Genomic DNA, 24891 nt, shown 5'->3' on the forward strand with positions numbered 1-24891 from the left:
GACGTCTAGCGTCGGGTCAGGATGGCGGTGCCGCGTGAGCTGGTCACCCGTGCCTCTTGCACCCGCATCAAGCGACCGACGGGGACATAGGTGAGCTCATAGCTGGAATTGCGCCCTTGCCGAAGTTGCTTGGCCGAATACCCGCCCAACCGTCGGAATTGCCCGGTGCAGATCACCTTGTCACCATCGTCCCTGCGGTCAGTCATATAGGCAATGGTCCGTCGTGCGCCGTCAAAGATCGGTTGGTTGAGTGTGCACAAGCCACTGCGCGGTTGATCGCGCAGAGCAACGAACATGGCGGTCAGCGGATCAACGGTGTCCGTTTGTGCGGTGGCGTCCAGAACCTCGGCGTCTTCGGTGCCAAGTTTGCCACCCGTGAGCAGCGGAAAGCCCGAAGAATAGTCGATCTGGGCTTCGGATTTGCGCCGCCCCGTCTGAACGCGTTCGGCATAGCGTGCCGGGACAAAGCCGCCACCCGACTTTTGCCCCTCGGCGGACATCGTGAACCAGATGCGACCTAGCTGTTTGACCAGACCTGTTGTCTCGAATTTTGAAGTCACGGAATAGCTGCTGATACGGTCCTGGCCCGATATGCGAAACTCGCCGATCTTCACGCCCCAGGCCTGCACGTCAAAGAACGCATCGGTATCCGCCGCCCGCACCGGGAGGGCACCAACCAGCGGTAGTATCGCAAGAACGCAGGCAATGCGGCGAAGATACATATTGTGAAACCCTTTCAAACTCTGGACAAAGCAACCCGCTCGACGTCAAGTAGCGCAAATTTGAGAGGGGTCGAACCACCATGGACATCGCACAGCTGGGTGACAGGATTCTGACAGGTGATCGCCGGGCGTTGGCGCGCGCGATCACATTGGTGGAAAGCGGGCGCGCAGATCACCGCGCGCAAGCCACGGATTTGTTGGAACAGTTGAGTTCCGCCCGGCGACAGGCGATGCGGATTGGTCTTTCGGGCACCCCAGGAGTAGGCAAATCCACCTTCATCGAGATCCTTTGGAATGCATCTGGTTGGGCAGGGGCTGCGTGTGGCCGTTCTGGCGGTCGACCCCAGCTCGTCCCGCTCGGGTGGTTCGATTCTAGGTGACAAGACCCGCATGGAGAAGTTGAGTCGCGAGCGAAACGCATTCATCCGTCCATCTCCCAGCCAGACCCATCTGGGCGGTGTGGCACGGCGCACGCGCGAAGCCGTCGCCTTGTGCGAAGCGGCAGGGTTTGATGTGGTGCTAATCGAAACCGTGGGCGTCGGTCAGTCCGAAACGGTGGTTGCAGAGATGTCGGACCTGTTCTTGTTGCTGCTGGCTCCGGCCGGAGGTGATGAATTGCAGGGGGTCAAGCGCGGCATTATGGAAATGGCGGACCTGATTCTGGTCAACAAGGCCGATGGTGATCTGAAACCGGCGGCCACCCGAACTTGCGCCGACTACGCGGGCGCCCTGCGGCTGCTGCGCAAACGCCCGCAGGACCCCAAGGAATTCCCCAAGGCTATGATGGTTTCGGCCCTGCAAGAGGACGGTCTGGTCACAGCCTGGGACGAGATGCAGGCGCTGATCAACTGGCGCAGAGAGAATGGGTTCTGGGAGATGACTCGCGCCAATCAGGCCCGCTATTGGTTTGATCAAGAAGTGCGCCAAGCCCTGCTGGCGCGTCTGGAAACCCCTGAAGCACGCGCGCGGATGGATAGCCTGGCTCAGGATGTGGCGCGGGGAGCTTTGGGCCCGGCTATGGCAGCGGAACAAATGCTGCAGTCGCTGTCGCCTGCGTGAACAAGTGTCCGCAACTTCTTCTTGTGTCCAATACGGTCGCCGAAGGTGTGGTCCAATCCCGGCCAACCCTGCGTCATTGAGTAGGGGAAGGCAGACAAAGGCAAAGAATCCGTGACAGCTGTCTTGACCATCCCGGCGATTCCTCCTAAACGCATCCAACCAGTTTTCGGGCGCGTCAACGGATAGCGCCCCTTGTGATTTGGCTGCGGGGGATCCCGGGCCTCCAGATACGAAGGAAGAAACCATGTCGCGCCGTTGCGAACTGACCGGAAAAGGCCCGATGACTGGCAACAATGTCAGCCACGCCAAAAACAGAACTCGTCGTCGTTTTCTGCCGAACCTGAACGACGTTACCCTGCAGTCGGAAACCCTGGGTCGTGGCGTCAAGCTGCGCATCTCAGCGGCTGCTCTGCGCTCGGTAGACCACCGCGGTGGTCTGGACGCGTTCCTGGCCAAAGCCAAGGACGAAGAGCTGTCGGCAAACGCGCTGAAAGTGAAGAAAGAGATCGCCAAGGCACAAGCCGCGGCCTGATCACTTCACGCGCTTTTCAGATTTCAGGAAAACCCTGCACGCTGCGTGCGGGGTTTTTCTTTTGTGGTCCTGGTTGCGTCATGAAGTTGCAGGCAGCGCTTTCAACTTGCAGCCAAATCCGTCCGGTGCGACCACCTGTGACAATATGAAAGCCATTGTTCGCACATATCTTGCCTTTACGCTGAGCCTGCTGGTTGTTCTGACCGGCCAGAGCATGGCTGCGTCGCGGGGAATGAACGCGGCGGTGGGGCATATGGTGATCTGCACCGGCACCGGGCCGATTGTGGTCATGGTCGATGAACACGGCCAGCCCACGCAAGCCCCGGCGTTTTGTCCTGAATACGCTTTGACCCTTTTGGGGGCAGTCCTGCCCGATGAGGTGGCGCTGCGCCCTAAACCGACGGTTGAAGTACCAGCACCCGCAAGTTTGAGCGCGGCCTTGATCTCGGCTTTGCGCTTGCCTCCTTCGGCGCGTGCGCCGCCTGTAGCTGTCTGACATCCAAGTTCCTTTCAGACAGACAAACATACAGGAGAGAAGTCATGCGCTTCACCAATACTCTCGCCGCGGCCCTGGCGGCTGTCACCGTTGCAACATCCGCTTTTGCTGCCGACGCTATCATGGTCAAAGATGCTTATGCGCGCTCGGCTGGCAAGGCCGCCAAAACCGGCGCGGCTTTTATGATGATCATGAACCACGGGACCGAGGACGACCGTCTGGTCGATGTCAAATCAGACGTGGCCGCACGGGTCGAGTTGCACACCCACAAGGAAAACGCCGACGGTGTCATGCAGATGCTGCATATGGAAGAGGGCTTTGCCATCCCCGCAGGCGAAATGCATGGTCTGCAACGTGGAGGGGATCACGTGATGTTCATGGGGTTGAACCAACCCTTTGCTCAAGGTGACATGATCCCTGTGACCCTGGTGTTCGAAAAGGCCGGAGAAGTCGAGATCGAAGTGCCGGTTGACCTTGAACGCAAGCCCGAAGCTGGCGCGCACGGTTCGCACAATAACTGAGGCATAGCACGGTGGCCGGGGGCTCCCGCCCGTCGTTGATGCCCCCATGGGGTGGGGCATCGCCTCCCGTTGGGCCGGGCGCCGGGCTGCGCCCGGCGCTTCACCGCATAACGCCCTAACGTTTGCCGAGTAGCTCATCGACCCAGGCCGGAACCGTTTCGCTTGCTGGGCCGAAACGGGTCTCGTCAAAGCTGGACACCACGGCAGAGGGATCGAGGTTCAACTCGACCGTCCGCGCGCCCGCTGCAATCGCTTCGTGCACAAAGGCTGCAGCCGGATAGACCTGACCCGAGGTGCCGATGGCGGCAAAGATAGTGGCCTCGGCAAGGTGGTCATAGATCTGGTCCATGAAATACGGCATCTCACCGAACCACACCACATCCGGGCGCGCCGACGCAGCACCGCAGGAGGGGCAGGGCTCGCCCACCTGCATCTGATCCGGCGCGCTCCAGCGGTGGCCGCAGCTGGCGCAAAGCGCCCCTGCCAGAGTTCCGTGCATGTGCAGTACATCGCTGGCCCCGCCCGCCTCGTGCAGGCCATCCACGTTCTGGGTCACGATCACCACCTCACCCGGCCAGTCCCGTTGCAGCCGCGCAAGTGCCTGGTGAGCCTTGTTCGGCTGCGCCTGGGCCGCTTGCACGCGTCGGGCGTTGTAGAACCCCTGGACCAGAGCGGGGTCGCGTGCAAACCCTTCGGGGGTTGCCACATCTTCGATCCGGTGTTGAGACCAAAGCCCGCCCTCGTCGCGAAAGGTGCCCAATCCGCTTTCTGCCGATATTCCGGCCCCAGTTAGAATGACGATCTTTTCCATTCCCGTTCCACTCCTTAAAACTGCGGGATCACAGGAGCCTGCCCATGACCCACCGAGATCCTCTTTGTCTGTCTTGGTAATATCTGCCGTTCCCCCGCCGCCGAAGGTGTTTTTCGCGCCTTGATGCCCGAAGTCAAAACCGACAGCGCGGGAACCGCGAGCTGGCATGTGGGCAAGCCGCCCTATGGCCCGATGCAGGACGCGGCTAGAGAGAGGGGCTTGAGATCGGAGATCTGCGGGCGCAGCAATTTCAGGCGGACGACTTTGACCGGTTCGATCTGATTGTCGGGATGGATGCTGAGAATGTCGAAAACATCGAAACTCTACGCCCTGCGGCGAGTAACACGCCGGTGCGGGTTTTCACCGATTACATCGACGACGCGAGCATCGATCACGTGCCCGACCCCTATTACACCCGCGACTTTGACGGGGCGCTGGATCTGATCGAACGCGCCGCCGAAGGGTTGAAGCGCAGCCTTACTTAAGCAAAGCCAAAACAATCATCTGCTGATCAGGAAACTGATCCAACCTCTCTTGCGGGTGGGACGGTGCGTGCGATTTACCAAAGATGATCCACCACCTTTTGCCACAGGACCGCCCCGCAATGTCACCGCTCTGCGCCAGCCCGCGCCTTGCCCGATTAGCTGTCGATCACGCGCAACTGGGTGTTGAGCCACGGCAACTTGGCCACCGCCGGGTCGATCATCTGGCTCTGCACCAGGCGGCGCATGGTCTGGGCCACGTCGCGCGGCACCCGGTCAGCCCAATCGGCCCCGGCAAAGAGCGAAATGGTCCGCGAGAACGAGGAGAACGGCAGCGGGAAGGCGTCGATCTGATCGTGGAACCGCGCCGCCCGCATGTAGCCCAACGGCGTCGTCACCGACCAGCCCACCCGGCGGGCCACCATGGCAATAAGCGCCAGATGCGAGCCAATCTCGAACCGCTCTTCAAACACCAGCTTTTGGCGCGCCAGATGCGCCTCGATCTGCCGACTGATGAGCTGCTCGCGGGCATAGCGCAGCAGCGGCAGGCCTTGCAGGGATTGCATGATATCAGCGCCGTCCGGCACGTGCCCCTTGGGCGCAACCAGCAAGAAGGGGTCGCGCACCAGCGGGTATTCGACAACGCCATCCAGCATTTCTCCGGTGGTGGCGGCAACGGCGATGTGCAGGCGCTGCTGTTGCATTGCTTCGCTGATCTCGTGGCTGGGTGCGGTGATCAGTTTGAACCGGCATTTGGTGAGGCTATCCGCAAGGATGGTGACCAATCGCGGGGTCAGATCGTTGTCGAAATCATCAATCAACCCGATGGACAGCGTGCTCAGATGGGTCAAATCCATCACCGTCAATTCGCTCTGCGCCAGCCGCAGTTCGGACAACACCGCCTCGGTCCGGGCCAGAAACGACCGCCCCGCGGGCGTCACCACCATCGGGCGTTTGCCGTGATCTACCAGATCGGTTCCAAGTGCCTTTTCCAGGTTGCGCAACTGTTGGCTGACCGCCGGTTGGCTCAGGCCCGTCAAGTCCGAGGCCTGCGCCACCGATCCCGTTTTTGCGAGCGCCTCGAACACTTCGAGACCACGCAATGTCACCCCTTTCATCAGCATCTGGCAGACCCTCACAGTTTTGCCTTTTGTGAAACTCTGCGGCCCGTTGGTCAAGCTTAGAACGCACAGGACATCGAACATGGTTGAATATCTGAAATCCGCACCCGGCCTTGCACCCCAACCTGGGGGCGACACGGCAGACACTGTCCAGGTCATGCTGGCACGTTTGAAGGTAGGCGGCGAAGAGGCCGTGCGCGAATACGCCGTCAAGCTGGATGGATGGGAGGGCGACATCGTTGTCACACCGGAGCAGGTGGAACAGGCCTCGCTGCATGTACCCGATCCGCTCAAGGCAGAGATCCGCTATGCTCATGACAACATCCGCCGCTTTGCCGAGGCGCAGAGAGCGTCGGCGATGGATTTCGAAACCGAGTTGCGTCCCGGTTTGATTGCGGGGCAGAGACAGATCCCGCTGAATGCGGCGGGTTGCTATGTGCCGGGCGGGCGGTATGCGCATATCGCGTCCGCTCTGATGACGATCACCACGGCACGGGCGGCAGGAGTGCCCAACATCACGGCCTGTTCCCCGCCGCGACCGGGGCAGGGCGTGCATCCTGCGATCTTGTATGCAATGTCTCTGGCAGGTGCTGACCGCATTCTGGCTGTGGGTGGTGTGCAAGGCGTGGCTGCGATGGCCTTTGGCCTGTTCGGAGTACCCGAAGCCGATATCCTGGTTGGCCCCGGCAATCAGTTCGTGGCCGAGGCCAAGCGGCAGCTTTTTGGACCAGTTGGGATCGACATGTTTGCCGGGCCGACGGATTCGCTGGTGATCGCGGACAAAACGGCAGATGCGCTGACGGTGGCGTGGGATTTGGTGGGGCAGGCCGAGCACGGTTACAACTCTCCCGTTTGGTTGGTGTTGGATGATGCGGATTTGGCAGCCCAAGTGCTGGCGCACATCCCCGGCTGTATTGCCGAGTTGCCTGAACCCAACCGGTCCAGCGCGCAATCCGCTTGGGACGCCTTGGGTGAGGTTGTTCTCTGCGCCGACCGCGAAGAGATGGCGCAGGTTGCTGACCGCTACGCGCCAGAACACCTGCATGTACAGGCAGCCGACCTGGATTGGTGGCGCGGTCGCTTGAATGCTTATGGCTCGTTGTTTTTGGGGGCCAACACAACCGTGGCTTTCGGTGACAAAGCCAGTGGACCGAACCATGTGCTGCCGACGTCCGGAGCTGCGCGTTATACCGGAGGTCTGAGCGTGCACAAATACCTCAAGACAGTGACCTGGCAGCGTGTCGAGGATGAGGCGCTGCCCGCGCTTGCCCGCGCAACAGCTGCCATTTCACGTGCCGAAGGGATGGAGGGGCACGCCCGCACGGCGGACATCCGGCTGGAGCGGGTGCACTCACCGTTTCAGGCGATTGGCAACGGCTAAGATCAGATATTCGACAATGGATCAGTGTCACGCAGAAAGCTGAGTTGCGAGACCCTGATCCACCATTGTGTGAGTGCGGGGTAGTTTTGCATGGCGTTCGCCCCTTCAGAGGCGCGCTGAAAGTAGCTCATCATCGGGCCAAGATGACAATCGGCGAGTGTCAGTTCCGCGCCGTTCAGAACAACCTGTTCTTTGGCAATGGCTTCAAGGGCCGCCAGAACAGGTGCGGCGGCATCAAGCCCTTGGGCAATGACGTTTTCATCCGGAATTTGACCGACCAATGGCTGAAACACACGTTGAGCAGCGACTTGGCGGATCATTGGCCAATAGCCGTAGTTGTCGACAATGGATACGACTTGCATGGATCGGGCCCGTTCAAGCGCGTTTTCTGGTGTCAGAGTTGGCTTGTCCGTAACTGCATCGACATATGCGCAGATCGGTGCGGTTTCAAAGATTGTGACGTCCCCATGCTGCAACATTGGTACCCGGTTAAATGGGTGCGGGTTTTCGCTGGCATCTTCTGTGAACGGGTCGAAATCCTCAAACCGGTATTGGATCGATTTCAGGTGCAAAACGGCCCTGACAATCCAAGTATAGACTGAGTACTGGTAACCAATCAGTGTAAACGGGGCAGCCAGATCTTTGGCTGAACCCCGATTGCTCATTTGCAGATAGCCTGAACCAGTTGTCCAAACGCCTGATAACGTTCCCACAACGCGTCATCTTTTGCAGTTTGCGACATCTTGAGTTCTTGTGCCTGATGCGGGTCCGCAAACCACTTGGCCACGGTTTTGCGGTCGCTGCGTGATAGGGCGTCGTTAGCAACGCGCTGAATACAACGGCAACGGGCGGGTGTGGCGGCCGCGCGATCAGACGCACGGCACGCGCGGTTGATAACTCCACTGGCTGCGTCTGCAGGGCTTGGGGCCATAACGCCCAAAGTTCCCGCGCACAGCATTGCTGTCAGGAAATATTTCATGTCTTGCCTCGGTTTTGTCTGCACGGAGGAATCTGGCGTTCCTCTTGGTCTGCGCCAGAATATGGGGCAAAAGGGCAGGCGGATCAATCACACGTTGCGAAAATGTGAAGAACTGAGTTTCTGACGATGCATTTCCCACGCGGAGCCACGAGATGGTTTTTGGGGGCTTAGAACTCGTTTGTCGTGATTTTCCAGTCTCCAGCACCCTTGACTGTTTTTCGTGGGTAGGGTCCGCCGTGGATGGGCAATCGAGCACCGAGCAATCTAGATTTTGAAATCTTAGAAACCGAGATCTTGTTCGATTGGTTGCCACCCAACACATGATAGTGGGTTTTGTCCTCGGAATAGTAGAAACCTACGTGACCTTTGGTTCCAGATACACTCTGACGCCAGAAGACAAGCACCGACCCAAAGCAGCTATCCACCGTCATTCCGAATTTTAGCCAATTTCGGGCAAGGTAGGGGTTGTTCGGAATTGGTACATTGGGCAATGCCACGGCGACACAGGTTTCGACGAAATCTCCGCACCACGGAAGCTGCGCCGGATCCCCAAGTGTTTTCCCGTCGGACTTTAGGAACTTTCGCAGTTCGACGTTGTTCGTGGCCTCGTGCAACCCTTTCTTGCTGATTGCCAACTGCATCCACGGAAAATAATCGAGAAGATCTCTATTTGGTGAAGTTGGGCTGGCGGCGCCTGTCGGCCCAATAGGAACGCCGTTCGGCAGGCTTGGGTCAAGACGAAGCGCGGCAATCGTGGCATTGTTCAATTGTCCGTTTGGTGAAAGATTGTGGGCGGTCTGAAACGCTATCACTGCGTTCCGAGTATTTCTGCCCCAGAGGCCATCTACGAGACCGGGATTGAAATCATGAACAAGTAAGCGACGCTGAATCCATTCCATGAAAGTCATGACAAAACTCCAGTTATTTGAAATTAAATGCTTCTAATACGGCGCTTGTGAAAAATGGGACGCGCCGCTGACACTCATTTGACGCGAATCAGTGCGCTTGAGTCAAATGTGCGGCAAAGGCAGACTTTGAGTGGCGAATTATGATGCTGAACGTGCAGCTCGCCGGTTGCTGGCAAACTTCGTCAGCAGATCGGCGGATTGTGCCGCTTATCTATCGTTCCAAGGCCGCAAAGGTCTCGACAAGTCTGAAAAACGCGGCCATATCCCCAAGCCATGACAGACCTCGCTCATATCCGCAATTTCTCCATCGTCGCGCACATCGACCATGGCAAATCCACCCTTGCTGACCGGCTCATCCAAGAGACCGGGACCGTCAAGGATCGCGACATGAAGGAACAGCTGCTTGACAGCATGGATATCGAACGCGAACGGGGCATCACGATCAAGGCCAACACGGTCCGCATCGATTACACCGCCGACAACGGCGAGGCCTATGTGCTGAACCTGATCGACACCCCCGGTCACGTCGATTTCGCCTATGAGGTTTCCCGCTCCATGCGCGCGGTCGAGGGCTCGCTGTTGGTGGTCGACAGCTCGCAGGGGGTCGAGGCGCAGACGCTGGCCAATGTCTATCACGCGCTGGACGCCGATCACGAGATCGTCCCCGTGCTCAACAAGATCGACCTGCCTGCATCCGACTGTGACCGCGTGGCTGAACAGATCGAGGATGTGATCGGCATCGACGCGTCCGAGGCCATTCAGGTCAGCGCCAAGACCGGGCAGGGCATCCACGAAACGCTTGAGGCCATCGTCACGCATCTGCCCGCACCCCAAGGTACGCTGGATGCGCCGCTCAAGGCGATGCTGGTGGACAGCTGGTATGACGCCTATCTGGGCGTGATCGTTCTGGTCCGCATCATCGACGGCACCCTGAAAAAGGGGATGCGGGTCAAGTTCATGTCCAACAACACCCTGCACCACGTCGACCGCGTTGGTGTCTTCCGGCCTGAGATGGAGATGATCGACAGTCTGGGACCGGGTGAGATCGGGTTCCTCACAGCGTCGATCAAGCAGGTGCGCGACACACGTGTGGGCGACACCATCACCAATGACCGCAACGGCACCGAAGTGGCGCTCGACGGCTTTAAGCCTGCGCAACCGGTGGTGTTCTGTGGTCTCTTCCCGGTAGATTCATCCGAATTCGAAGACCTGCGCGAAGCCATCGACAAACTGGCCCTGAACGACGCCAGCTTCTCGTTCGAAATGGAAACATCCGCCGCGCTCGGCTTTGGTTTCCGCTGCGGTTTCTTGGGTCTCTTGCACCTCGAGGTCATCCGCGACCGGATCGAGCGTGAATATGATATCGAGCTGATCACCACCGCGCCGTCGGTGATCTATCACGTCTTCATGAAAGGCAAAGATGGAGAGCCGGGGGAGAAGATCGACCTGCACAACCCCGCCGACATGCCCGACATGTCCAAGGTCGACCACATCCAGGAACCGCGCATCAAGGCGACGATCCTGGTGCCGGACGAATATCTGGGCGACGTGCTGAAGCTGTGTCAGGACCGCCGGGGCATTCAGGAAAACCTGACCTATGCGGGCAGCCGAGCGATGGTGGTCTATGACCTGCCGCTGAACGAGGTGGTGTTCGACTTCTACGATCGCTTGAAATCGGTGACCAAGGGCTATGCCTCGTTCGACTATCAGATGACCGGCTACCGCGAGGACAATCTGGTCAAGATGTCGGTGCTGGTGAACGACGAGCCGGTCGACGCGCTGTCGATGATGGTCCACCGCGACCGCGCCGAGATGCGGGGCCGGGCGATGTGCGAAAAGCTCAAGGACCTGATCCCGCGCCACATGTTCAAAATCCCGATCCAGGCGGCCATCGGCGGCAAGGTCATCGCGCGGGAGACCCTGTCGGCCCTGCGCAAGGACGTGACGGCGAAATGCTACGGCGGCGACGCGACCCGTAAGAAGAAACTGCTGGAGAAGCAGAAGGCGGGTAAAAAGAAGATGCGTCAGTTCGGGAAGGTAGACATTCCGCAGGAGGCGTTTATTTCTGCGTTGAAGATGGACTCATAGCCTAATTTGAGTGCTCGCATCGTAGGGTTGGTCAGCGACCGAGTTTCCTACGAAGGATGTTCTACTATCGGCATGACCGCCCGATGTACTCTAAGTGCCAATTCTTCAGCGAAGCTGAAGTTTTTTGCCAGACTTCCAGAGCTCTTCAATTCTTTGATGAGTTCTCTTGTGGGGAGCTTTCGAATTTGGCAGTACCGATCGAACCATTTGGTACTTTCTGGCTCCAACCGCTTTGAAAAACTGTGTTTCACGGCGCAGCCCTTTCTTCCCGTTGGGGGGACGGGGGCGCTCTGTTAGTCTCGTCACGGGAACGTGAGGGGAGATCATCATGACCGGACGGGGTTCATGAGCGGGCTGTGTGTGTCCTGCAACCTGTGTTGTAACGGTTCGATTTTTGCGCGGGTGCCGATCACCGAAGAAGAGCGGCCCCGGCTGCCGAAAGAGGTTCAGATCTTTGCCCGCAACGGTGCGTTACGGATGCGGTTGCCCTGTCCTCGGCTCGGCAATGACGGGGCGTGTACCTGCTATGACGTGCGCCCGGACACCTGCCGGACGTATAATTGCAAGCTCTCGAAACGGCACAATGACGGCGACATCGACGAGCGGTCAGCGGTGGAGATCACGCAAGAGATCAAGGCGGCGCAGGCGCGGTCGACTGTTTTGGCGGCGCGGGCCATGGGGCAGGGGCCTGACGCGTTCAAAGGCATGACGATCTTTGAGGTGTTCAAGGCGCTGAATGCAAAGATCAAGGATCCGAACGTCGCGGTGGACGCCTATACGGCACGGCGGGCCAAGCTCCACCGCAATTTTTATGTCGATCTGGTCAAGTTCCACATCCAGTCGGGATATTGGGACTAGCGGCGGATCAGGCTGCCGATCACGGTGGTTGCCACAAAGGCCAGCGAGGCGCCGCAGACGATGCTGGGGCCTGCGGGGGTGTCGAACCAGTATGCGCCATATAGCCCCCCTAACGCCGACAATGCGCCGATGATGGCCGCTGTCACAGCCATGGCTTCGGGGGTTCTTACAAGGGGCCGTGCGGCGGCGGCGGGGATGACCAGCATCGCGGCGATCAGCAGCACGCCCACCACCTTGATCGCAACGGCCACCATGAGGGCAAGTGCCAGCGTCAGCCAGACCTCCTCTCGCCGCGGATCAATGCCGGATGCGCGGGCAAGGTCGGGGTTCAGCGTCGACAAGAGCAACGCCGACCAGCGCCAGACGACCAACCCGGCCACCAGCAGGCCGCCTCCCCAAATGGTCACAAGATCAGTGCGGTTGACCGCCAGGATGTCTCCAAACAGAAAGGCCATCAGGTCCAGCCTGACATCGGCCAACACCGCGACAGCGACCAAGCCAACGGCCAATGCACTGTGGGCCATCACGCCAAGCAGCGTGTCCATTGCATATCCGCGCCCTCGCAGGGCAGTGACAGCCGACGCCATCGCAAGTGCCGCCACGATCACTGCGGGAAGGATTGGTAGCGAAAACGACAAGGCAAGCGCCACGCCCAGGACTGCCGCATGGGCCGTTGCTTCGCCAAAATATGCCATCCGGCGCCAGACCACGAAACAGCCCATGGGGGCTGCTGCCAACGCGACGCCAACCCCGGCGAGGGCAGCGCGGACCATGAAATCGTCTAGCATCAGTGGGTTTGCCCGTGATCGTGTTCGTGAGAGTGTGTGTGCTGGTGCCGATACAGGGCCAGCGCGCCCTTGGTGCCTGAGCCAAACAGGGCGCGGTATTCAGGCGCTTCGGCCACCACCTCGGGGGTTCCTTCGCAGCAGACATGGCCGTTCATGCACAGCACCCGGTCCGAGGCGGCCATAACCACATGCAAATCGTGACTGACCATGACCACCGCGCAGCCCAGTTTGCGGCGGACCTCTTCGATCTGTTGATAAAAGGCGGCTGATCCCGGCTGATCCAGTCCTTGGGTAGCCTCGTCCAAAAGTAGCAACTCCGGGGTGTTGAGCAATGAGCGAGCCAACAACACCCGCTGGAACTGACCCCCAGACAGTTGAGTCATTTGCCGATTTTCGAGTCCAGGTGCGCCCGCCTGTTCCAAGACACTTCGCGCTTTGGTCCCGGAAATGCGCTTTGGCAAACCCAAAAACCGATGGACCGTCATCGGAAGCGAGGCGTCAATCGCAAGTTTCTGGGGTACATAGCCAATTCTCAACCCGTCAGCACGCGTGACGCGACCGGACGTTGGCGGTTGTGCCCCGATCAATGCGCGCAGAAAGGTCGATTTTCCAGACCCATTGGGCCCAACGATGGTCACGATCTCTCCGGGCACGATTTGAACGCTGACATCATGCAAGATGGTGCGGCCTTCAAACTTGACTTTCAGGTTGTCCGTTTCAATGAGCGGCGCGGATGCGACGGTCATGACGCTTCCTTTTGGCAAGATGGGCACAGACCCTCGGCTTCAATAACGATTTTTTCAATGGTGAAGCCTGTTTCCTTCGCTGCGATCCCAAGCCGCCCCGGGGTCAATTCTGTTTCGGCCTCGGCAACGGTCTTGCAGTCACGGCAGATTAGGAAGGCAGGCATGTGATCCTGTGTCGGGTGCGCGCAGGCAGTGTATGCGTTCATGCGCTCGATCCGATGGACAAAGCCGTTCTGAACGAGAAAATCCAATGCCCTGTAGGCCACCGGAGGCTGCGAGCCCAGGCCATTCTCAGCCAGAATTGCTAGAATTTCATAGGCACCCATTGCACGATGTTTATCTAGCAGAATTTCCAAAACACGGCGACGAACCGGAGTGAATTGTAACTTTCTTTCAGCACACCGAGCTTCTGCTTGTGCCAGAGCGGTGTCGATACATCGATCGTGATCATGTTCAGTGAACCCGATAGCGGCCATTTTAGCTCCTGACGACAAATTTGATGCTTGATATGTTATAATGTCCGGTCTAACAAGCGCAATCTCTGTTATATCGTAACATCCAACGGCGCTCGAGGTATCCATGATCCGCCCACTTGCATTGTCTTTACTTTCTATGACCGTCCCTGCCGGGGCGGTTTTGGCTCAATCGCCACAGGTCGCAACGGATATCGCACCGGTTCACAGTCTGGTCGCCAAGATCATGGACGGAGTGGGCTTGCCTGCACTGGTGGTCCGGCAAGGGTCATCCCCACATGGATATTCTATGCGCCCGTCCGAGGCGCGTGCATTGCAAGATGCAGACCTTGTTGTTTGGGTCGGCCCTGAACTGACGCCTTGGTTTGAGAAGTCATTGACCACTTTGGCAGGAGACTCGGTTCGCACTGGAACTTTTGGATGTTGAGGGTGTGCTCAAACTCGATTTTCGTGACCTTGCCAATGATCACGACGACAGTGATGGTCACGACGATCACGACGGCGATGATGATCACGCAAAACATGACGATCACGACGATCATGAAAATCACGACGATCATGAAAATCACGACGATCATGAAAATCACAACGATCATGAAAGCCACGATGATCATGCAGGACATGACGATCATTCTCATCATCATGACGGTGTCGACCCACATGCATGGCTCGATCCCCAGAATGCTCAGATTTGGTTGGCGGCAATCGCCGAACAGCTTGCTGAAATAAATCCGGAGAATGCGGACCTGTATCGACGGAACGCGGAAAACGCGATCGAAGACCTCAAGCTACTTGAAGCGGAATTGGCAGGTAAGCTCAACGGTCTGAAAGAACAACACTTCGTGGCATTTCACGATGCTTATCAGTACTTTGAAAATCGGTTCAATCTGACGATGGCCGGTACAATCGCCCTTGGCGATGCAAGCGATCCAAGTCCGGCGCGCCTTGCCGCTTTGCGGAACAAGATCGCCGAATATGGTGTGAATTGTGCGTTTGCCGAGCCGCAATTCGATCAAAGGTTGTTGAAGGCCGCAGTTGAAAGCGGTGACTTGGAAATTCGGGTTATCGATCCACTGGGAAGTCGTTTTGAGACTGGGCCAGAGCTCTATCCGCAGCTCGTCAAAGATATGGCAGCAGAGTTCGCCGCCTGCAGCCAATGATCTGAAGCTTACGCACGTCAAGACAAACCCGGTTCATTCGGGATAGCCCGCAGGAGGTGACCTGCGGGCTATTTTTTGTCGCAGAATAAATCGTAGACAACTTCCAGAATGCGTCTCGGACGTTCGTCAGCGAGGCTGTAGTAGATTGCCTTACCTTCGCGCCGGGGTATCACCAGACCTTCCAGACGCAATCGCGACAACTGCTGTGAAACAGCTGCCTGTCGCGCGGACAGAAGGTTTTCCAGTTCGGTCACTGATTTTTCACCGGTAACGAGATGGCACAAGATCATGAGGCGTCCTTCGTGAGATATCGCCTTTAGAAAGTTGGATGCCCTAGTTGCGTTATCGACCATACCGTCGAAGTCTTTTTCGTCCAAGGCAGTAGAAAGCTGTGGGAGAGCCATATTTTTTGTCCTTTTGCCCGGCAGTTCCGGGGTCTTTTCGTCGCGATGTCCTCGCAATTCTCTATTATTGGGGTGCTGCGATACATCATTTGTCCAATCAAATCTACATTACTGGCGAATTTGCTCGGACAAGAAACCATGTGAGATCGAAGTGAATTGGCTCGAACGCATGTCTGTGAAAGACAGATTCAACCGGGTCGACGTGCTCTTTTCCTTACCCCGGTGCAGCTCAGGGGAAACCGATGAAACCATTTCGAAATTTTGCGGTTCCTTTGGCATGACGAGGGCAGGGTAGGGAATGAATTTTCCAAGGATCGGATCAACTGCGACCGGACAAATGGGCGAAAAAAAGAGCAGTGGGGAAAAATTGACCTAAGGTCACCTTGCGCTTGCGTTTCGCTATTTGGGCTTGGCTAGTTGAGGTAACTTGGAGGGATTCGCCGAATGCGCAGGACGGACAGGGATGTGTCACGACCACGCTTTGCGAAACGAATGTGGTGAATCTCCGTACTTCAAGCGGAATTGTCTGGACAGATGGCTGGTGTTGGCAAACCCCGTGGCTGCGGCAATCTCTGCAACGGTCATGTTGGTTTCGTTCAGGTAGGTGAATGCACGCGAAATGCGCAGGTCCAAGTAGTAGGCCATTGGACCTTGTCCCAAGTACTTCTTGAACAGCCGTTCCAGTTGGCGGCGCGAAATGTTCAATCGTTCGCACAGATCAGGGCTGGAAAGTGGTTCTTCCAATTCCTTCTCCATGAGGCTTATGGCGCGCAACAGGGCGGGGTTCCGGCTTCCAATGGCTACGGAATGTGCAGATCTCTGCGGTGATTTTGTGCCCGAGCGCATGTGAATGCACATATCAGCCACCAAAATGGCGAGTTCCGGTCCGTGGCGTTGTTCAATCAACGCGAGCATCATATCGATGGACGTGTTGCCGCCACCACAGGTGGTGATCCGACCGTCGGTTTCAAAAATGTTTGGTGATGGGGTGAGCGACGGGAATGTTTCGATGAACCCCGGCTGGTTTTCCCAATGCAGAGTGAACTTGCGGTTTTCCAACAGACCGGCATGTGCCAATGCAAAGGAACCTGTGCAGATACCGCCCAGAGAACGGCCAAAACGATACTCTTTGCGCAGCCAGTTCAGAACGCCAGGTGAAGCTGACTTCTCGGGCTCAACCCCGGCGCAAACAAACCCGAACGTGTCGGCATCCAATTGAGCCAAGGCTATGTCCGGCGTGATTTTTAGCCCGTTTGAGCAGGTGATCGGTTCACCGTCCTCGGTCATGGTTTGCCAAGTGTACAGCTGTCGCTTGGTCAATTGATTGGCAATCCGTAGTGGCTCGATCGCGGCGGCCAAGGCCAGCATGGTGACCTTCGGTAAAAGCACAAAACAGAACTTTTGCGGCGGCCCGTCAAAATGCAGGGGCAGGTTGGCAGAAGCGCCTTTCTGGACAAACGGATCCCGGGACATGTGTTTTGGCCAACGACGGGCAGGCAGCCGACGGCGGCAATCTCCTTGCTTTGAATGGTGCGAGGTGTCGGGTTTATATCTTGCGCTTGCGCACGGTAGGGGTCAACCATGCGGCGTTCGGCACAGGTATTGCGACAGGGAATCGGGCCAGCAACAGGAATTCATCCCGGAGCCCTTGCAGCCCCCAACCGGCGACACTAAGACTCAGGTAACTTTAGTCGGGTAGCGTCCCGATCCATCGCAAATGAGCAGGCAGGTCCCATATGTTTGATCCAGTTGATACCTACATGAACACGCTCGTCCCAATGGTCGTTGAGCAGACCAGCCGAGGCGAACGTGCGTATGACATTTTTTCGCGCCTGCTGAAGGAGCGGATCATTTTCATCAACGGTCCCATCCACGATGGCATGAGCCATCTGATCGTGGCGCAACTGCTGCATCTTGAGGCGGAAAACCCCTCGAAAGAGATCTCGATGTACATCAATAGTCCTGGCGGCGTCGTGACCAGTGGCCTGTCGATCTATGACACCATGCAATACATCAAGCCGAAATGCTCGACCCTGGTTATCGGCCAGGCAGCGTCGATGGGCTCGGTTCTGCTTGCCGGTGGCGAAAAAGGCATGCGTTTCTCGCTGCCCAACAGCCGCATCATGGTGCACCAGCCTTCGGGTGGATATCAGGGTCAGGCGAGCGATATCATGATCCACGCTGCCGAGACGCAAAAGCTCAAGGACCGCCTGTACGACATCTATGTCAAACACACGGGCCAGACCAAAAAATCCGTTGAAAAAGCGCTAGACCGCGACAATTTCATGAGCCCGGAAGAAGCCAAGGATTGGGGGCATATCGATGAAATCGTTGAAAGCCGTCCCAAGGGTGAAGACGCTTAAGCAGTAAGTTAACGAACGCCTCCCCGGGTCGTGAGCCTCGGGGGTGCGTTTTGCGATTGTAGAGGTCACGGTGCTGGCCTAAGCTGACCGAACAAACGGCAGCAGAGTCTCTGGAAGCAGGGACGATGCGACAGACGGCTTAGACAGCACGGTTTAGACGAGACCGAAAGGTAGACCATGGCGACAAATTCCGGCGGTGACAGCAAAAATACCCTCTACTGCAGCTTCTGCGGTAAGAGCCAGCACGAGGTGCGCAAGCTGATTGCTGGTCCGACAGTGTTCATTTGCGATGAGTGCGTCGAATTGTGCATGGACATCATTCGCGAAGAAACCAAGGCCAGCGGTCTGAAAGCCTCGGATGGGGTGCCGACGCCTAAGGACATATGCGAAGTTCTGGACGACTATGTTATTGGTCAGGCCATGGCCAAGCGCGTTCTGTCGGTTGCCGTCCACAACCATTACAAGCGCCTGAACCACGCGCAGAAGGCGGGTGGCGATATTGAACTGGCGAAATCCAACATCCTGCTGATTGGCCCGACCGGCTGCGGCAAGACGCTGCTGGCGCAGACGCTGGCGCGCATTCTGGACGTGCCGTTCACCATGGCGGATGCCACCACTCTGACCGAAGCTGGTTATGTGGGCGAAGACGTCGAGAACATCATCCTGAAGCTGTTGCAGTCGTCGGAATACAATGTCGAGCGCGCGCAGCGCGGCATCGTCTATATCGACGAAGTCGACAAGATCACCCGCAAGTCGGAAAACCCCTCGATCACTCGCGATGTATCGGGCGAGGGCGTGCAGCAAGCGCTCCTGAAGCTGATGGAAGGCACGGTTGCATCCGTCCCGCCGCAAGGGGGCGTAAGCACCCGCAGCAGGAATTCCTGCAAGTGGACACCACGAACATCCTGTTCATCTGCGGCGGTGCATTTGCCGGACTGGACAAGATCATCGCGCAACGCGGCAAGGGCTCGGCCATGGGCTTTGGCGCGGACGTCCGCGACGAAGATGCACGCGGCATTGGCGAAATCTTTACCGATCTGGAACCCGAAGATCTGTTGAAGTTCGGACTGATCCCGGAATTCGTCGGTCGTTTGCCGGTTCTGGCAACGCTCGAAGATCTGGACGAGGATGCTCTGGTGACCATTCTGACCCAGCCCAAGAACGCTTTGGTCAAACAGTACCAGCGCCTGTTCGAGCTGGAAGAGACCGAACTGGACTTCACCGATGATGCACTCACGGCGATCGCCAAGCGAGCCATTGAACGCAAGACCGGTGCACGCGGCTTGCGCTCGATCCTCGAAGACATCCTGCTCGACACTATGTTTGAGCTGCCGGGTCTGGACAGCGTAACCAAGGTTGTCGTGAATGAAGAGGCGGTGACGTCAGACGCTCAACCGCTGATGATCCACGCAGATGCGGAGAAAGAGCCTGCCTCGGCAGGCTGAAACTTCGGAATTTGAGATAGAAAACGGCGCGAACCTGATCGCGCCGTTTTTCGTTGGCTAGATAGGGAAGGGGCTCTGCCCCGTCGCTGCGCGACTCGCCCGAGATATTTGAAGCAAAGGGAAGAACATGAGCATCACGCGCATTTCGACTGGCAGTGAATTTGAGGCCAAAGTTGGCTATTGCCGTGCGGTTGTGGTAAGCGGGTTTGTGCATGTGGCGGGCACTGTGGGGCAGGGCAACGATGTTGTCAGCCAGTGCCGCTCGGCGCTTGAAGTTATTGAAGGCGCACTGGAGAAGGCAGGTGCATCTTTTGCCGACGCAGTGCGGGTGACATACATGTTGCCAGACCGGCACGAATTTGAACCGTGCTGGCCGCTGTTGCGCGAGGCCTTTGGCGACAATCCGCCCGCGGCCACGATGATCGAATGCAACCTGATCGATCCAAAATTCCGCATCGAGATCGAGGTTACCGCGCTTCTACCTGGTTGATCGTTTTCGACCTGGTGATCGCTTCAGTTCGATTGGATATGATAGGCGAAGCCTTGCGTGTTGGAAGTCTCTTTCCGGCGTCGGTCCATTAGCTTTTCGAGATCGCTCTTATTTTCTGCCGGGCCCATACCCAGCATGTGGCGGACGACAGGTACGGCGTTGTCGATCATCTGCGCAAATTCGCCTTTCTCGTCCTCCTTTAGCGAAATCGTCTTTGCCCCTTGTTGCTGCGTCCCGCCAGCCATCAGAGAACCGATTTCGCCTTGCAGTTGCCAAAGCGTTAGTGAAACCAGTGCGGTGCCAATGAATGAGAGAATGTACTTCAAATTTTACTCCGTGATCTAAATGCGTTGCACATGATCAAAGTGACGCGAAAATGCGTCATAATTTGGTGGAGGTTGTGAAATTGTTGGCCCCGCACTGACTTGGCAATGTGGTCTCTGGACCTTGATGCAATAATGCGGCATACGAAGGACAATTCATCGGAGGCAATATGGGCATTCTCAATACCCTTCTAAGCGCCGTCACATGGTGGAACGGATCTACGCTGAACACCCGCATCTACACCAGGCGCAAAGGCGTCAAGGTGGGCGAGGATGATCAGGGCAATGTGTTCTATCGTACTGCGGACGACAGTAGACGCTGGGTCATTTTCAACGGCGAAGCCGAGGCAAGCCGTGTTGATCCCGACTGGCATGGGTGGTTGCATCGGACCTGGGACGAGCCGCCAACGGACAAGCCCTTGGTACACAAGGATTGGGAAAAGCCTCATCAGGAAAACCTGACCGGAAGCGCACTGGCCTATGCACCCGCAGGGTCACTACGGCAAGCTCAACCCTCTGAGCGCCGTGACTACGAGGCCTGGAGCCCCGAATAACGAGGCCTAAACAAACGAGGACCCTCATGTCCACACACAGCACAGCCGAAATTCTTGTCGGTGGCGTAGTTCTGGCCGCAGCCATCGGATTCGGCGTTTTTGCGACGCAGGCAACCGGACTGTCGCAAGGCAGCGCCGGATATGAATTAGGAGCATCGTTTCGATCTTTGGAAGGTGTGACGGTCGGAACCGACGTGCGCCTTGCAGGGGTTAAGGTTGGCACCGTCACGGATGTGGACCTGAACCCGGAAAGCTATCGTGCAGACACGACGTTCAGCGTCGCCAACAACATCCAGATCCCGGACGACAGCGCAGTTGTGATTTCTTCCGAAGGATTGTTGGGCGGTAATTTCGTCGAGATCATGCCAGGCGGGTCCCCGTTCTATTTTGAAGCTGGTGATGAGATCGAAGATACACAAGGCGCAGTCAGCCTGATTTCTCTGCTTGTCAAATTTGTTGCTGGCGACGGGAGCGGCGAGTGATCCGCGCTGCTCTTGCTCTGATCCTGATGGCTGGAACGGCTTTTGCTCAGGATAAGGTGACCTCGGCTCCGGGAGCAATGCTACGTGGGCTCGACAAGGTGAACGGCCAGACAGTTGATGTAGAGATGCAAACCGGCGAAACAGGAGCCGTGTTTGGGTTGGACGTGGCTCTTGGAGATTGTCGGTACCCGGTAGACAACCCGACTGGGGATGCTTTTGCGTTCCTCACGATTTGGGAAAAAGGGCAGCAGCAAGCATTGTTTGACGGTTGGATGATCGCTACCGCACCGGCGTTGAGCGCATTGGATCACAACCGCTATGATGTCTGGGTGATCCGCTGTATTACGCCTTCGGCGGACTGACTGACCTGGGCAGTGAAGTCTGCGCTCTCGTTTACGGCGTTGTCCAGCAGCCTGTGATACCGGCCTCTGGGAATTTCGATTGCCCCCAACGACGCCAGGTGGGGCGTCAGAAATTGCGTATCAAAGAGTTTGAACCCGGTTTGGTTCAATCGGTCTACAAGGTAGGCTAGGGCGATTTTTGATGCATCAGTACGACGGGAAAACATGCTTTCGCCGAAGAAGCTAGCCCCTAGTGTGACCCCATAGACACCGCCAACAAGGGTTTCGCCTTCATTCACCTCTAGGGAATGCGCAAAGCCGCGTTGATGCAACGTCATGTAGTTTTGGTAGATCTCTGCGTTGATCCAGGTTTCTGCCCTGTCTGCACATCCTTCGACGACACTCGAAAACGCCTTGTTAACTGAAATACTGAACTCGCAGCGACGGATTCGGCGGGCCAGGGATCGTGAGATATGGAAGCCATCCAGAGGCATGATCCCACGCAGTTTCGGGTCGACCCAAAAAACCTCGGGGTCGTCTCTGTGTTCGGCCATGGGAAAGATGCCGATGGAATAGGCGTGCAACAAAAGTTCCGGTGACAACGTCATTTGCCAACCTCAAGCGCCGGGCAGGTAGAACCCACCCGGCGGCAAGAGTTATTCACCCATGTTCGACTCAAGCCAACGTTCCAGCCAGTGGATGTTGTAGTCACCGCTGTGAATATCGGGCTCTTGCAACAGGGCGTCGAACAGCGGCACAGTGGTGTCCACCCCGTCGACGATTAACTCTCCTAGCGCGCGGTTCAGACGGGCCAGGGCCTCGGCCCGGTCGCGGCCCTGCACGATCAGCTTACCGATAAGCGAGTCGTAGTAGGGCGGGATCGAATAGCCATTGTAGAGTGCCGAATCCATCCGCACCCCCAGACCACCGGGCGCATGATAGGCCGAGATATTGCCCGGACAGGGGGCAAAGTTCGGCAGACGCTCGGCATTGATGCGCACCTCGATTGCGTGACCGTTGATCTGCAGATCGTCCTGACCAAAGGACATGGGCAGGCCAGCGGCAACGCGGATCTGTTCGCGCACCAGATCGACGCCAAAGATACCTTCGGTTACCGGGTGCTCCACTTGCAGGCGGGTATTCATCTCGATGAAATAGAATTCGCCGTTCTCATAGAGGAACTCGATAGTGCCGGCACCGATGTAGTTGATACGTGCAACTGCGTCGGCGCAGACTTTGCCGATTTTGGCGCGTTCTTCGGGCGTGATGCTGGGGCCGGGGGCCTCTTCGAACACCTTCTGGTGGCGGCGCTGTAGCGAGCAGTCACGTTCACCCAAATGCACCGCGTTGCCCTTGCCGTCACCAAAGACCTGTATCTCGATGTGGCGCGGTGTGGTGAGGTACTTTTCGATATAGACCTCATCGTTGCCAAAGGCGGCTTTGCCCTCGGCACGCGCGGTCATAAAGGCGCTTTCCATGTCCGCAGCGGTTTGTGCAACCTTCATGCCGCGGCCGCCACCACCGGCGGTGGCCTTGATGATCACAGGATAACCGATCTCTTCACCGATCCGCTTTGCAGCGTCCAGATCAGGCACACCACCATCCGATCCGGGCACGCAGGGCACGCCCGGGTCCTTCATCGTGTCCTTGGCGGTGATCTTATCACCCATGATGCGGATGTGCTCGGCGGTGGGGCCGATGAAGGTGATGCCGTGGTCTTCGACGATCTGCACGAAACCGGCGTTTTCCGAAAGGAAGCCATAGCCCGGGTGGATCGCCTGTGCGCCGGTGATCTCGCAGGCCGAGATGATGGCCGGGATCGATAGATAACTTTGCGGGCTTGGGGGCGGGCCAATACAGACCGATTCGTCGGCCATCCGCACATGCATCGCGTCGCTGTCGGCAGTGGAATGCACGGCAACCGTAGCGATCCCCATCTCGCGGGCGGCGCGGATGACGCGCAGGGCGATCTCGCCCCGGTTGGCAATCAGGATTTTGTCAAACATGCCAGCGCCGCCTTATTCGACAATGACCAGAGGCGTCCCAAACTCGACCGCGGCTCCGTCATCGACAAGAATGCGTTTCACAGTGCCCGATTTAGGCGCGTGGATGTGGTTCATGGTTTTCATGGCTTCCACGATTAGCAGGGTGTCGCCTTCGCTGACTTGAGCGCCTACGCTGATGAACGACGGCGCGCCAGGCTCGGCTTGCATGTACACGGTCCCCACCATCGGCGAGGTCACGGCGCCGGGGTGGCTGGCGGGATCGTCTGCAGGAGAGGCAGCGGGCGCTTCGGCGCCGTGGGAGGCCGCAGGTGCCGCAGCGGGGGCAGCGGCAGGTACGGCCACTTGCGTTGGCGCAGCAGTCATGACCGGAGCAGGGGCGGCGCGGCTGACACGGACATTCAAACTGTCATCATCACCGTATTCGCGCATGACCTCTAATTCGGTCAGATCGTTGTCGCGCAGCAGCTCGGCCAGTGCCTTGATGAATGCCACATCCGCTTCGTGTTTGGTTTCTTCGCTCATGAGTGTCCTCGAAGGTTCCCTTGGTGCCCGTCTGATGTGCGGGTTGCATAGATTACCCGGCGTTATAGGCCATGCGATCAGCCATGAAAAGCACCGTTACAATGGGGTAATATGGGGAAGGCAACAAAATTTGCGAGGGGGAGCCGTCAAAGTGGCATGCCAGAGAGTTTCGCCACCAGTTCCGGAAGTTTGCGCGCTCCGAATTTCTCCAGCAATCGTGCCCGATGAGCTTCGATGGTGCGGTAGGAAAGGCCGAGTTCAAGACCGACTTCCTTTGCTGATAAGCCTCGGCAGGTCATAATCGCAACTTCACGCTCGCGGGGGGTCAGTTCGACAACGGGTCGATCCTCGGAAATGTCCGAAAAGCTCCAGATTCCGTGCCTGAACGGATCATCTGGCGTCAGAGATTTTCCGCGGGCCCGGCACCAGAAAAGATCACCATTGCGTCGTCGCATGATCCGCTCGTCACTGTAATACCCAGTTTCGCGCATGACCTGCAATCCTCGCTCACCGATGCGTTCAAAATCCTCGTGGCTTGGATAAAGATGCAAGAGCGGCATGTCGCGATAGTCATTCTCCTGCCCGCCGAACATCATCGAAAATTGGAGATTGCACCGCCGAATGACCCGATTTTCGAGCTCGACAAGGCCGATAGGTGCGTATTCGAAGGCTGGATCGCTCATGACGTCAACAAATTTGGAGTTACAGGGAACGTGTCTGCCAGATCCCTGAAAACCCTAGCGTATTTGGAGCTTTACAACAACGGTAAGACCGGGCTCGCCCTGTCGGGTAGTTTCTGAAAACTAGAATGTCGAAACGCCATTCGGGTTGCCGCG

Annotated in this window: 29 protein-coding genes and 3 pseudogenes; 16 read left to right on the plus strand and 16 right to left on the minus strand. The window is 57.5% G+C overall.

Going from position 1 to position 24891, the window contains the following annotated elements:
• Positions 1 to 5: 5 nt before the first annotated feature.
• Positions 6 to 722, minus strand: a complete 717-nt coding sequence (locus ACZ1HE_RS07535) for a DUF3108 domain-containing protein (RefSeq protein ID WP_472620219.1) — start codon at positions 720 to 722, stop codon at positions 6 to 8.
• 80 nt (positions 723 to 802) lie between these two features.
• Between ACZ1HE_RS07535 and meaB the strand changes: the two are divergent.
• The 4 genes and pseudogenes from meaB to ACZ1HE_RS07555 all read left to right on the plus strand — a co-directional run bounded on the left by meaB (position 803) and on the right by ACZ1HE_RS07555 (position 3330).
• A pseudogene (meaB, locus tag ACZ1HE_RS07540) lies at positions 803 to 1781 on the plus strand (methylmalonyl Co-A mutase-associated GTPase MeaB).
• Positions 1782 to 2025: 244 nt separating this feature from the next.
• Positions 2026 to 2313, plus strand: coding sequence for a 50S ribosomal protein L28 (gene rpmB / locus ACZ1HE_RS07545; RefSeq protein ID WP_085794823.1), 288 nt, complete (start codon positions 2026 to 2028; stop codon positions 2311 to 2313).
• A 145-nt stretch (positions 2314 to 2458) separates the two neighbouring features.
• The gene (locus ACZ1HE_RS07550) at positions 2459 to 2809 is read left to right on the plus strand and encodes a hypothetical protein (protein ID WP_472620220.1); all 351 of its coding nucleotides are present in this window, start codon (positions 2459 to 2461) and stop codon (positions 2807 to 2809) included.
• A gap of 44 nt (positions 2810 to 2853) precedes the next feature.
• The gene (locus tag ACZ1HE_RS07555; RefSeq protein WP_472620221.1) at positions 2854 to 3330 is read left to right on the plus strand and encodes a copper chaperone PCu(A)C; all 477 of its coding nucleotides are present in this window, start codon (positions 2854 to 2856) and stop codon (positions 3328 to 3330) included.
• 115 nt (positions 3331 to 3445) lie between these two features.
• Here ACZ1HE_RS07555 and ACZ1HE_RS07560 read toward each other — a convergent pair whose 3' ends face one another.
• Complete coding sequence (locus tag ACZ1HE_RS07560; RefSeq protein ID WP_472620222.1) at positions 3446 to 4141, minus strand: NAD-dependent deacylase; 696 nt, start codon at positions 4139 to 4141, stop codon at positions 3446 to 3448.
• A 57-nt stretch (positions 4142 to 4198) separates the two neighbouring features.
• Here ACZ1HE_RS07560 and ACZ1HE_RS07565 point away from each other — a divergent pair.
• A pseudogene (locus tag ACZ1HE_RS07565) lies at positions 4199 to 4626 on the plus strand (low molecular weight protein-tyrosine-phosphatase).
• Positions 4627 to 4781: 155 nt separating this feature from the next.
• On the opposite strand, the gene ACZ1HE_RS07570 reads toward ACZ1HE_RS07565, so the two are convergent.
• A complete protein-coding gene (locus ACZ1HE_RS07570; protein WP_472620223.1) occupies positions 4782 to 5747 on the minus strand; it encodes a LysR family transcriptional regulator in 966 nt (321 codons plus the stop codon).
• A gap of 79 nt (positions 5748 to 5826) precedes the next feature.
• Here ACZ1HE_RS07570 and hisD point away from each other — a divergent pair, with 79 nt between their 5' ends.
• A complete protein-coding gene (hisD, locus tag ACZ1HE_RS07575; RefSeq protein WP_472620224.1) occupies positions 5827 to 7125 on the plus strand; it encodes a histidinol dehydrogenase in 1299 nt (432 codons plus the stop codon).
• A gap of 2 nt (positions 7126 to 7127) precedes the next feature.
• On the opposite strand, the gene ACZ1HE_RS07580 is transcribed toward hisD, so the two are convergent.
• From ACZ1HE_RS07580 to ACZ1HE_RS07590, 3 genes are all read right to left on the minus strand, one after another.
• Positions 7128 to 7790: a glutathione S-transferase family protein gene (locus tag ACZ1HE_RS07580; protein ID WP_472620225.1), complete on the minus strand. Its 663-nt coding sequence runs from the start codon at positions 7788 to 7790 to the stop codon at positions 7128 to 7130.
• Positions 7787 to 8104 (minus strand): hypothetical protein, encoded by a 318-nt coding sequence (locus tag ACZ1HE_RS07585; protein WP_472620226.1) that lies wholly within the window; start codon positions 8102 to 8104, stop codon positions 7787 to 7789. Before ACZ1HE_RS07585 ends, ACZ1HE_RS07580 begins: the two co-directional genes overlap by 4 nt.
• Positions 8105 to 8271: 167 nt before the next feature.
• On the minus strand, positions 8272 to 9012 hold the full coding sequence (locus ACZ1HE_RS07590; protein WP_472620227.1) for an NlpC/P60 family protein: 741 nt from the start codon (positions 9010 to 9012) through the stop codon (positions 8272 to 8274).
• A 273-nt stretch (positions 9013 to 9285) separates the two neighbouring features.
• On the opposite strand from ACZ1HE_RS07590, the gene lepA reads away from it, so the two are divergent.
• A complete protein-coding gene (gene lepA, locus ACZ1HE_RS07595) occupies positions 9286 to 11100 on the plus strand; it encodes a translation elongation factor 4 (protein ID WP_472620228.1) in 1815 nt (604 codons plus the stop codon).
• A 345-nt stretch (positions 11101 to 11445) separates the two neighbouring features.
• The gene (locus tag ACZ1HE_RS07600) at positions 11446 to 11958 is read left to right on the plus strand and encodes a YkgJ family cysteine cluster protein (RefSeq protein ID WP_472620229.1); all 513 of its coding nucleotides are present in this window, start codon (positions 11446 to 11448) and stop codon (positions 11956 to 11958) included.
• On the opposite strand, the gene ACZ1HE_RS07605 is transcribed toward ACZ1HE_RS07600, so the two are convergent.
• From ACZ1HE_RS07605 to ACZ1HE_RS07615, 3 genes are read right to left on the minus strand one after another with little or no spacing between them, the layout of a single operon-like run.
• Entirely contained in the window at positions 11955 to 12746 is a 792-nt protein-coding gene (locus tag ACZ1HE_RS07605; protein ID WP_472620230.1) for a metal ABC transporter permease, read from the minus strand. The two genes, ACZ1HE_RS07600 and ACZ1HE_RS07605, sit on opposite strands and share 4 nt — an antisense overlap.
• A complete protein-coding gene (locus ACZ1HE_RS07610) occupies positions 12746 to 13492 on the minus strand; it encodes an ATP-binding cassette domain-containing protein (protein ID WP_472620231.1) in 747 nt (248 codons plus the stop codon). Before ACZ1HE_RS07610 ends, ACZ1HE_RS07605 begins: the two co-directional genes overlap by 1 nt.
• Positions 13489 to 13968, minus strand: a complete 480-nt coding sequence (locus ACZ1HE_RS07615; RefSeq protein WP_472620232.1) for a Fur family transcriptional regulator — start codon at positions 13966 to 13968, stop codon at positions 13489 to 13491. The genes ACZ1HE_RS07610 and ACZ1HE_RS07615 overlap by 4 nt, the downstream gene beginning before the upstream one ends.
• A gap of 136 nt (positions 13969 to 14104) precedes the next feature.
• On the opposite strand from ACZ1HE_RS07615, the gene ACZ1HE_RS07620 reads away from it, so the two are divergent.
• Together ACZ1HE_RS07620 and ACZ1HE_RS07625 are read left to right on the plus strand one after the other, a co-directional pair.
• A complete protein-coding gene (locus ACZ1HE_RS07620) occupies positions 14105 to 14392 on the plus strand; it encodes a metal ABC transporter solute-binding protein, Zn/Mn family (RefSeq protein WP_472620233.1) in 288 nt (95 codons plus the stop codon).
• Entirely contained in the window at positions 14382 to 15125 is a 744-nt protein-coding gene (locus tag ACZ1HE_RS07625) for a metal ABC transporter solute-binding protein, Zn/Mn family (protein ID WP_472620234.1), read from the plus strand. The genes ACZ1HE_RS07620 and ACZ1HE_RS07625 overlap by 11 nt, the downstream gene beginning before the upstream one ends.
• A gap of 68 nt (positions 15126 to 15193) precedes the next feature.
• Here ACZ1HE_RS07625 and ACZ1HE_RS07630 read toward each other — a convergent pair whose 3' ends face one another.
• Both ACZ1HE_RS07630 and ACZ1HE_RS07635 read right to left on the minus strand, forming a co-directional pair.
• Positions 15194 to 15529, minus strand: coding sequence for an ArsR/SmtB family transcription factor (locus ACZ1HE_RS07630; RefSeq protein ID WP_472620235.1), 336 nt, complete (start codon positions 15527 to 15529; stop codon positions 15194 to 15196).
• Positions 15530 to 15997: 468 nt separating this feature from the next.
• Positions 15998 to 17002: a GlxA family transcriptional regulator gene (locus ACZ1HE_RS07635; RefSeq protein WP_472620236.1), complete on the minus strand. Its 1005-nt coding sequence runs from the start codon at positions 17000 to 17002 to the stop codon at positions 15998 to 16000.
• 263 nt (positions 17003 to 17265) lie between these two features.
• On the opposite strand from ACZ1HE_RS07635, the gene ACZ1HE_RS07640 reads away from it, so the two are divergent.
• The 3 genes and pseudogenes from ACZ1HE_RS07640 to ACZ1HE_RS07650 all read left to right on the plus strand — a co-directional run bounded on the left by ACZ1HE_RS07640 (position 17266) and on the right by ACZ1HE_RS07650 (position 19827).
• Positions 17266 to 17892 carry an ATP-dependent Clp protease proteolytic subunit gene (locus ACZ1HE_RS07640; protein ID WP_472620237.1) on the plus strand — a complete coding sequence of 209 codons (627 nt, stop codon included), beginning with the start codon at positions 17266 to 17268 and terminating at the stop codon, positions 17890 to 17892.
• Positions 17893 to 18069: 177 nt separating this feature from the next.
• Positions 18070 to 19337: pseudogene (gene clpX / locus ACZ1HE_RS07645) on the plus strand (ATP-dependent Clp protease ATP-binding subunit ClpX).
• 127 nt (positions 19338 to 19464) lie between these two features.
• Positions 19465 to 19827 carry a RidA family protein gene (locus tag ACZ1HE_RS07650; protein WP_472620238.1) on the plus strand — a complete coding sequence of 121 codons (363 nt, stop codon included), beginning with the start codon at positions 19465 to 19467 and terminating at the stop codon, positions 19825 to 19827.
• A gap of 23 nt (positions 19828 to 19850) precedes the next feature.
• Here the strand turns inward: ACZ1HE_RS07650 and ACZ1HE_RS07655 are convergent, their stop codons facing one another.
• Positions 19851 to 20153: a hypothetical protein gene (locus ACZ1HE_RS07655; protein WP_472620239.1), complete on the minus strand. Its 303-nt coding sequence runs from the start codon at positions 20151 to 20153 to the stop codon at positions 19851 to 19853.
• Between the two features lie 167 nt (positions 20154 to 20320).
• Here ACZ1HE_RS07655 and ACZ1HE_RS07660 point away from each other — a divergent pair, with 167 nt between their 5' ends.
• From ACZ1HE_RS07660 to ACZ1HE_RS07670, 3 genes are read left to right on the plus strand one after another with little or no spacing between them, the layout of a single operon-like run.
• Entirely contained in the window at positions 20321 to 20704 is a 384-nt protein-coding gene (locus tag ACZ1HE_RS07660; protein ID WP_472620240.1) for an NADH:ubiquinone oxidoreductase subunit NDUFA12, read from the plus strand.
• A gap of 26 nt (positions 20705 to 20730) precedes the next feature.
• On the plus strand, positions 20731 to 21186 hold the full coding sequence (mlaD, locus tag ACZ1HE_RS07665) for an outer membrane lipid asymmetry maintenance protein MlaD (protein WP_472620241.1): 456 nt from the start codon (positions 20731 to 20733) through the stop codon (positions 21184 to 21186).
• Positions 21183 to 21548: a DUF2155 domain-containing protein gene (locus ACZ1HE_RS07670; RefSeq protein WP_472620242.1), complete on the plus strand. Its 366-nt coding sequence runs from the start codon at positions 21183 to 21185 to the stop codon at positions 21546 to 21548. The genes mlaD and ACZ1HE_RS07670 overlap by 4 nt, the downstream gene beginning before the upstream one ends.
• Here ACZ1HE_RS07670 and aat read toward each other — a convergent pair.
• From aat to ACZ1HE_RS07690, 4 genes are all read right to left on the minus strand, one after another.
• Positions 21503 to 22135 (minus strand): leucyl/phenylalanyl-tRNA--protein transferase, encoded by a 633-nt coding sequence (aat, locus tag ACZ1HE_RS07675; protein WP_472620243.1) that lies wholly within the window; start codon positions 22133 to 22135, stop codon positions 21503 to 21505. The genes ACZ1HE_RS07670 and aat overlap by 46 nt on opposite strands.
• Before the next feature lie 48 nt (positions 22136 to 22183).
• Entirely contained in the window at positions 22184 to 23533 is a 1350-nt protein-coding gene (gene accC, locus ACZ1HE_RS07680; RefSeq protein WP_472620244.1) for an acetyl-CoA carboxylase biotin carboxylase subunit, read from the minus strand.
• Between the two features lie 12 nt (positions 23534 to 23545).
• Positions 23546 to 24055: an acetyl-CoA carboxylase biotin carboxyl carrier protein gene (accB, locus tag ACZ1HE_RS07685; RefSeq protein ID WP_472620245.1), complete on the minus strand. Its 510-nt coding sequence runs from the start codon at positions 24053 to 24055 to the stop codon at positions 23546 to 23548.
• 146 nt (positions 24056 to 24201) lie between these two features.
• Positions 24202 to 24738: a LuxR C-terminal-related transcriptional regulator gene (locus tag ACZ1HE_RS07690; protein ID WP_472620246.1), complete on the minus strand. Its 537-nt coding sequence runs from the start codon at positions 24736 to 24738 to the stop codon at positions 24202 to 24204.
• Between the last annotated feature and the right edge of the window lie 153 nt (positions 24739 to 24891).

It is taken from the genome of Falsiruegeria sp. JB4-1 (assembly GCF_055693495.1).

What these genes read in the sequence shown, in the direction of transcription:
- ACZ1HE_RS07535 (WP_472620219.1), bottom strand. Translation starts at nt 722, where the DNA reads ATGTATCTTCGCCGCATTGCCTGCGTTCTTGCGATACTACCGCTGGTT.
- rpmB (WP_085794823.1), top strand. Translation starts at nt 2,026, where the DNA reads ATGTCGCGCCGTTGCGAACTGACCGGAAAAGGCCCGATGACTGGCAAC.
- ACZ1HE_RS07550 (WP_472620220.1), top strand. Translation starts at nt 2,459, where the DNA reads ATGAAAGCCATTGTTCGCACATATCTTGCCTTTACGCTGAGCCTGCTG.
- ACZ1HE_RS07555 (WP_472620221.1), top strand. Translation starts at nt 2,854, where the DNA reads ATGCGCTTCACCAATACTCTCGCCGCGGCCCTGGCGGCTGTCACCGTT.
- ACZ1HE_RS07560 (WP_472620222.1), bottom strand. Translation starts at nt 4,141, where the DNA reads ATGGAAAAGATCGTCATTCTAACTGGGGCCGGAATATCGGCAGAAAGC.
- ACZ1HE_RS07570 (WP_472620223.1), bottom strand. Translation starts at nt 5,747, where the DNA reads ATGCTGATGAAAGGGGTGACATTGCGTGGTCTCGAAGTGTTCGAGGCG.
- hisD (WP_472620224.1), top strand. Translation starts at nt 5,827, where the DNA reads ATGGTTGAATATCTGAAATCCGCACCCGGCCTTGCACCCCAACCTGGG.
- ACZ1HE_RS07580 (WP_472620225.1), bottom strand. Translation starts at nt 7,790, where the DNA reads ATGAGCAATCGGGGTTCAGCCAAAGATCTGGCTGCCCCGTTTACACTG.
- ACZ1HE_RS07585 (WP_472620226.1), bottom strand. Translation starts at nt 8,104, where the DNA reads ATGAAATATTTCCTGACAGCAATGCTGTGCGCGGGAACTTTGGGCGTT.
- ACZ1HE_RS07590 (WP_472620227.1), bottom strand. Translation starts at nt 9,012, where the DNA reads ATGACTTTCATGGAATGGATTCAGCGTCGCTTACTTGTTCATGATTTC.
- lepA (WP_472620228.1), top strand. Translation starts at nt 9,286, where the DNA reads ATGACAGACCTCGCTCATATCCGCAATTTCTCCATCGTCGCGCACATC.
- ACZ1HE_RS07600 (WP_472620229.1), top strand. Translation starts at nt 11,446, where the DNA reads ATGAGCGGGCTGTGTGTGTCCTGCAACCTGTGTTGTAACGGTTCGATT.
- ACZ1HE_RS07605 (WP_472620230.1), bottom strand. Translation starts at nt 12,746, where the DNA reads ATGCTAGACGATTTCATGGTCCGCGCTGCCCTCGCCGGGGTTGGCGTC.
- ACZ1HE_RS07610 (WP_472620231.1), bottom strand. Translation starts at nt 13,492, where the DNA reads ATGACCGTCGCATCCGCGCCGCTCATTGAAACGGACAACCTGAAAGTC.
- ACZ1HE_RS07615 (WP_472620232.1), bottom strand. Translation starts at nt 13,968, where the DNA reads ATGGCCGCTATCGGGTTCACTGAACATGATCACGATCGATGTATCGAC.
- ACZ1HE_RS07620 (WP_472620233.1), top strand. Translation starts at nt 14,105, where the DNA reads ATGACCGTCCCTGCCGGGGCGGTTTTGGCTCAATCGCCACAGGTCGCA.
- ACZ1HE_RS07630 (WP_472620235.1), bottom strand. Translation starts at nt 15,529, where the DNA reads ATGGCTCTCCCACAGCTTTCTACTGCCTTGGACGAAAAAGACTTCGAC.
- ACZ1HE_RS07635 (WP_472620236.1), bottom strand. Translation starts at nt 17,002, where the DNA reads ATGTCCCGGGATCCGTTTGTCCAGAAAGGCGCTTCTGCCAACCTGCCC.
- ACZ1HE_RS07640 (WP_472620237.1), top strand. Translation starts at nt 17,266, where the DNA reads ATGTTTGATCCAGTTGATACCTACATGAACACGCTCGTCCCAATGGTC.
- ACZ1HE_RS07650 (WP_472620238.1), top strand. Translation starts at nt 19,465, where the DNA reads ATGAGCATCACGCGCATTTCGACTGGCAGTGAATTTGAGGCCAAAGTT.
- ACZ1HE_RS07660 (WP_472620240.1), top strand. Translation starts at nt 20,321, where the DNA reads ATGGGCATTCTCAATACCCTTCTAAGCGCCGTCACATGGTGGAACGGA.
- mlaD (WP_472620241.1), top strand. Translation starts at nt 20,731, where the DNA reads ATGTCCACACACAGCACAGCCGAAATTCTTGTCGGTGGCGTAGTTCTG.
- aat (WP_472620243.1), bottom strand. Translation starts at nt 22,135, where the DNA reads ATGACGTTGTCACCGGAACTTTTGTTGCACGCCTATTCCATCGGCATC.
- accC (WP_472620244.1), bottom strand. Translation starts at nt 23,533, where the DNA reads ATGTTTGACAAAATCCTGATTGCCAACCGGGGCGAGATCGCCCTGCGC.
- accB (WP_472620245.1), bottom strand. Translation starts at nt 24,055, where the DNA reads ATGAGCGAAGAAACCAAACACGAAGCGGATGTGGCATTCATCAAGGCA.
- ACZ1HE_RS07690 (WP_472620246.1), bottom strand. Translation starts at nt 24,738, where the DNA reads ATGAGCGATCCAGCCTTCGAATACGCACCTATCGGCCTTGTCGAGCTC.